4 protein-coding genes and 1 tRNA gene are annotated in these 6,184 nt (G+C 52.4%); 2 read left to right on the top strand and 3 right to left on the bottom strand.

Annotation, left to right across the window (positions count from 1 at the left end; genetic code table 11):
- The first annotated feature begins 95 nt into the window (after positions 1 to 95).
- Complete coding sequence (locus tag RUMCAL_RS12675; protein ID WP_021683355.1) at positions 96 to 1,289, top strand: trans-sulfuration enzyme family protein; 1,194 nt, start codon at positions 96 to 98, stop codon at positions 1,287 to 1,289.
- Entirely contained in the window at positions 1,289 to 2,053 is a 765-nt protein-coding gene (locus RUMCAL_RS12670) for a tRNA threonylcarbamoyladenosine dehydratase (protein ID WP_021683354.1), read from the top strand. The genes RUMCAL_RS12675 and RUMCAL_RS12670 overlap by 1 nt, the downstream gene beginning before the upstream one ends.
- A gap of 194 nt (positions 2,054 to 2,247) precedes the next feature.
- On the opposite strand, the gene RUMCAL_RS12665 is transcribed toward RUMCAL_RS12670, so the two are convergent.
- The 3 genes from RUMCAL_RS12665 to RUMCAL_RS12655 all read right to left on the bottom strand — a co-directional run bounded on the left by RUMCAL_RS12665 (position 2,248) and on the right by RUMCAL_RS12655 (position 6,118).
- Positions 2,248 to 2,323, bottom strand: a tRNA-Pro gene (locus tag RUMCAL_RS12665).
- A 172-nt stretch (positions 2,324 to 2,495) separates the two neighbouring features.
- Positions 2,496 to 3,842 (bottom strand): MATE family efflux transporter, encoded by a 1,347-nt coding sequence (locus tag RUMCAL_RS12660; RefSeq protein WP_021683353.1) that lies wholly within the window; start codon positions 3,840 to 3,842, stop codon positions 2,496 to 2,498.
- 314 nt (positions 3,843 to 4,156) lie between these two features.
- A complete protein-coding gene (locus RUMCAL_RS12655; protein WP_040648208.1) occupies positions 4,157 to 6,118 on the bottom strand; it encodes a clostripain-related cysteine peptidase in 1,962 nt (653 codons plus the stop codon).
- Between the last annotated feature and the right edge of the window lie 66 nt (positions 6,119 to 6,184).

Raw genomic sequence — 6,184 nt, 5'->3', positions numbered from 1 at the left:
AAAGTCGCCAGACGCTCTTTGTGCGGCATTGCCTCAGGTGTATACCAATCTGCCGACAGGCTTTCGAACACAAAACACAGAGAGGAGCAAATCTCATGGAAAAACACACTTTCGGAAATGAATACGGCTTTCAGACCAGAGCTGTTCATACAGGAAACGACATCGATGCGGAAACCGGAGCAATCAAGCGTCCGATCACTATGGCAAACAGCTATGCCCTGCCCTATGACCCCAGTGATCTGAACTGGAGCAGTGCAGGCAAAAATCTGTACACCCGAAACGGCGGCTCTAACCAGCAGTATTTACAGGAAAAGCTGGCTTCGCTGGAGGGTGGTGAGGACTGCGTTGTGCTGGCAAGCGGCGTGGCAGCACTGTCCGGCTTGTTCTTCGCCCTGCTGGAAAGCGGCGATCATGTGGTATTTTCCAGTGTGACCTATATTGCCGTATACCGCCTGCTGAACGAACTGCTGAAAAACAAGTTCCACGTGGACACGACCATTGTGGACACCTCTGATCTGGAAGCTGTGAAAAAGGCGATTCGTCCCAACACCAAGCTGGTGCACATCGAAACGCCGGGCAATCCCACGCTGACGATCTCGGACATTCGTGCCATTGCAGACATTGCCCACGAAAATGGTGCTCTGCTGTCGGTGGACAACACCTTTGCTTCGCCCTATAACCAGCGACCTATTGAACTGGAAGCCGATTTCACCGTGGAAAGCCTGACGAAATATATCAACGGGCACGGAGATGCCATGGGCGGTGCAATCATCGGCAAAAAGAAATATCTGGACATCATCCGGGCACAATCACAGGTGAATTTGGGTGCGACGATCAGCCCGTTTAACGCATGGCTCATCATGCGTGGTGCAGTTACCCTGCCCCTGCGGATGCGGCAGCACAATGCCAACGCATTGCAGGTGGCAAAGTACCTCCAGACGGTAAAGGGGGTCAGCTTTGTGGCATACCCCGGACTGGAAACTCACAAGGGACACGAGATCGCCGCAGAACAGATGCATGGCGGTTTCGGCGGCGTGCTGTCCTTTGGGCTGCATGCCGATCACGACACCTATAACCGTTTTGTCAGCCATCTGAAGGTGATTACCTCGGCGGTTTCGCTAGGACATGACGAGAGCCTAATCGTCTTTCTGGGCGAAAATGACGAACGGCAGTATCTGTATCCCGAGGAATTCCACGGCGGATTTTTCCGGTTCAGCGTGGGCATTGAGGACACGGAAGATATTATCGCCGATCTGGAACAGGCATTTGCAAAGGAGGGACTGCTGTAATGGCGTTGCACGCATTTTCCAGAACGGAACTGCTGGTGGGAAAGCCGGCAATGGAACGGCTGGCACAGGCACGGGTGGCAGTGTTCGGCATCGGCGGTGTAGGCGGCTATACCGTAGAGGCTCTGGCCCGCAGCGGCGTGGGAGCACTGGATCTCATTGATGACGACCGCGTGTGTCTGACCAACATCAACCGGCAGATCTATGCCACTCGAAAGACGGTGGGGAAATACAAGGTCGAGGTGGCGAAAGAACGCATTCTCCAGATCAATCCGGCTTGTCAGGTAGAAACCCACTGTGCCTTTTACATGCCGGACACTGCCGCACAGTTTGATTTCCGCCAGTACGATTATGTGGTAGATGCCATTGACACCGTCACCGGCAAGCTGGAAATGATAGAGCAGGCGTATCGTGCCGGCACGCCGATCATCAGTTCCATGGGAGCCGGCAACAAAATGGACCCCACTGCCTTTGAAGTGGCAGACATTTACGAAACCTCTGTCTGCCCGCTGGCAAAGGTCATGCGGCACGAACTGCGAAAGCGTGGGATTCCCAAGCTAAAAGTGGTCTACTCCAAGGAAAAGCCCATTGCCCCGAAAGAGGACATGGCAAACAGCTGTAAGGCCCATTGCATCTGTCCGCCGGGCACTGCCCGCAAGTGTACCCAGCGGCGGCAGGTTCCCGGCAGCAATGCCTTTGTTCCGTCGGTGGTGGGGCTGATCATTGCCGGAGAAGTGGTGAAAGATCTGATCGGAGAGATCGAGTAAGGGCAGCAGTGCACACAAAACAAACCGCTCTCATTGACGATATGCAAAAGAAGGCTGTACACTTTAAAATCGTGTACAGCCTTCTTTTTGTCAATTGGTGTTGTTCAAGAATTTTGTTGCAGATTTCCCTAGTGTTCCCCCACACAAAACAAAACACGCAGTTCCGAAAAATCTTCGAAACTGCGTGTTGATTCTGGTCTGAGTGACCCGACTTGAACGGGCGGCCTCTACCACCCCAAGGTAGCACGCTACCAACTGCGCCACACCCAGATAAAGTGCTTTCTGCACACCAGCATAAATAATTATAGCATGTTTTTTCTGGGTTGTCAATGATTGCGTAGAAAACTATTTGTGATATGGATAAATCAACAAACAAAATGTATTTCTGAAAATGAATCTGCCGTTCCGCACGATCGCCGCTCCTTATTATTGCGAAGTCGCGTTATTGCGAAACCGCAGGCTGTTTTCGCCGCCATTTTCCCGTGCGGTATTCCAGAAATGAAATCAGCCAGTTGCAGAACCAGCCGATGGGCACGGCACACCACACCATAAAAATGCCAAACCGCGGAGCCATTGTCACAGCAACGATCACGCGAATACTAAGGTTCACCAGATTGGCGACCGTGAACATTTTCATATCCCCAGCCCCACGCAGCAAGCCGTCCACTGCCATTTTAAAACCGATAAAACAGAAGAACCACCCCATAAAGGTGAGGTAGCCCTCGCCTACGGAGAACGCTGTTTCTGTGCCGTCTGCTCCCAGAAACAGAGCGACCAGCGGGCGTTCCAGCAGTTCCACGCAAACGCAGATCAGGACAGCACTGCAAAGTACCATGAGGTTCGTGGCATGATACCCTTTTACCACTCGTTCTTCCTGTCCGGCACCCAGATTCTGGGCAGTGTAGGAGGAGAGAGCGTTGCCGAACGCCGCCATAGGCACAATGCAAATGGACTCCACCCGCATTGCCGCCGAAAATCCAGCCAATGCCTCGGAACCGAAGCTATTTATCACCGACTGCACCAGCATCATGCCAATGGAAACGGTGGACTGCTGTAAAATGGAGGGCAGGGCAATGCGTGTCATTTGCAGCAGTTCCGTGTGACTGAAGATGCCGGTTTTTCCGCTGGGGAAACGCTTCAGTTCCCGCAGCAGCACGAGAAAGGAAAGCACTGCCGAAATGCCCTGTGCGATCAGCGTTGCCCATGCCACACCGGTCACGCCCATGTTTGCCTTTGTGACAAGCACTATGTCCAGCACCACGTTGAACACCGAGGAAAAGATCAGAAAATATAAGGGAATACGGGATTTTCCCAGTGCATTGAACATGGAGGAGAACACGTTGTACAAAAACAAAAATGGCAGCCCCGCGAAGTAGATGTTTAAATAGTCCACGGCCATGTCCAGCACATCTGCCGGCGTTTGGAGGACTTCCATGATCTGTCGGCTCAATGCCAGCCCGAAACCGCCCAGTAGAATGCTGACTCCCAGAAATGCCAGACAGGCGGTGTAAACTGCCAGCTTCATGCGGGGGAATTCCTTTGATCCGAAATAGCGGCTCACCGCCACCGAAGCCCCGATGCCGCCGCCAATGGCAATGCAGATGAAAATGTTGGTCAGGGCGTAGGAGGCTCCCACTGCCGCCAGAGCCTGTTCTCCTACGTATCTCCCCACAATGGCAGAATCCATCAGGGTGTAGGTCTGCTGGAACAGATTCCCCAGAATCATCGGCAGGGCAAACACCAGCAGTGCCCGAAACGGTTTCTGCCGAATCAGATAGTCGTTTTCCATGATGTCATACTACGGAAACGCCGGAAGCTTTTATGTACAAGCTTTATGCAGCGTTTCCTTGCTCCTTGTCAAAAATTTAGAGTGTGTTCCCGTAAAATGCTTTTGCCGAAAAGACGTGCATTTTATTTTTATGGAAGCGTACTCTATAGTATAGGACGATCTCCGTGGAAAAGTCAACCACTTCCTGTGAATAAAAAACGACAAGGGAAATGAGTTGTTGTTATTTGATATTCCTACGATGACACTTCATACGACGAAAAAACCGGCAGCACGTCAGGAAACTTCCTGTTCCGTACTGCCGGTATTTGCCTTAGCTATTCCTCCAAATACGCAATCGAATCGGTATAATACGTATTGTTATAGATGTCCTCCAGCACGTAATAAATAAAGGTATCCCCCAGTTGCTCTGCTGCATCTGCATAGCCGACTTCCAGACTGTCCTGCACGGTGAAAATCTCATCGTCCAGCGTCATCGTTTCCACATAGTTGAGATCTTCGTCGTAGATGTCATAGTACACCTGAAACGTGTCCCCGTCACAGATGTCATACAACCCCTTGGCTGCCACGCTGTCCGTATACACCGGACGAACGCCGGCAGCATATCCCGACGGGTGCTCCGTATCCCAGACAAGCACGATTTCCGCATCGATACCGTTATAGACACACGGCACAGAACCGCAGGTGAAAAAGCTGTCCCCGTCACTGGTATAGGACTCGTGGAAAAACGGCACGACCTGTCCGTCCAGTGCCACCCATGTCTGGTCGTATTCCACGATCAGATTGCCGTAGTCGTCGAACTCGCAGTAATCGTCCAGCCCCATATCCACATAGAATCCGTCATAGACGGCAAACATCTGCATTGCGGCATCATTGACGATCTCCCAGTCTTCTTCCGAAAGCTCCAGCACACACCTGCCGTCCACCTCCGTGGTTTCCAGCAGGCTCAGGTCTGCACTATAGGTTTCGTAGTAGGATTCGTCATAGCCGGCATCAGCATCGAACCACTGAAAGCCGCTGTATTCGCTGGCAGCTGCGTGATTCTGGGTATTGGAAAAACCGGAAACAGAGATCTGTCCCCCTGCCATAACATTGGCAAACTGCTCCAGAAACGCCGGATATGCATCATCATACCCCAAAGTCTGATACATCTCCTCCAGCATATCCAGTGCGGATAGATCATAATAGGGGAACAAAATGGATAACCCGTTGTCCCCGCTGCCGTTCTCCGTTTCCTGATAATATACAACACAGTCGGAAACCGCCTGTTCCAGCTGGTCTGCCGTTTCGCTCTGGCTGTGCTGTGCATAGTCCAGCAGATCGATGTGATCCAGTTCTGACTGATACACCGCACGGGTATTGCTGCGGCTCTGGGAGATCCGGCGGTACTCCCCTGCGGAAAGCTGCTGCACTGCATCATCGGAGAACTGGCTCAATGCCGGCAGCAGCTTCTGTGTCACCTGCTGCAAATCAAACATGCCCAGCGTGGAATACATACTGGGCGAATCCCAGCCGCTTTCTGTGATATAGTCGTCAATGATCTGCCGCCCGTAACGTTTCGGCGGAATCCCACAGTTTTCCGAAAGCTTTCCGATCCAGTCGGTATAGTACCAGCCGCACCCCGGCTCCGGTTCTTCGGAGGCAATCAGATAATCGGCATACGGTGCCGCCATCAGGCAGGTTTCAAAGTTCGCCATCAGGCAGGCATCAAACCCCAGCATATCCAGATGCACACTGGCATCGCCCAGAGCACGGGACATTTCCGTCAGGCTCATGCTGTCGCCGCCGAAATTTTCGTCATAGCCATAGCCGCCAACCACACCACCGCCGTGGTCCCACAGCACCAGCCCGTAGTGATCGGCTGCGTAATTGCTGCTGCAATATTGGATAAAGTCGGTCAGCGTAGCACTGTCTGCCATGTTCTGCATGCCCAGACTGTCGTCCACCAGTTCCAGACCGTCCTCTGTCACCCGATACCGCTGGCAGCGGTCATCTGCAACTACCGTATTTTGCCATTCTGCTGTGCCGCCAGTCTGCACGATCACATTCAGGTTGCCGGCGGTATAGCCATACATGATCTCGTTGAGGTCTTCCGTGGCAAATCCGCACTCGGATTCCAGATCGGAAGCACACATGTACAGCATCAGGGTATAGGTATCCGAAGCATTCCCCTGTTCCTCCGGCGGAATATCTTCTTCCCAGTCCAGACAGCCGACTGTCACTAAGCTCAGTACTGCCGCCATGCAAACTGCGGCACATTTTCGCAAAAATACCGGCATAAACAGTTCCTTTCGTCATTTCTCATTTTTTCATTTTCGGCAATACCGCACAAAGATTGTGCGACA

Origin of the sequence: Ruminococcus callidus ATCC 27760 (assembly GCF_000468015.1) — a bacterium.
GTDB classification, from domain to species: domain Bacteria; phylum Bacillota; class Clostridia; order Oscillospirales; family Ruminococcaceae; genus Ruminococcus_C; species Ruminococcus_C callidus.
Note: the sequence above shows the minus strand (reverse complement) of the source record. Positions and strands in the feature narration are given on the sequence as shown.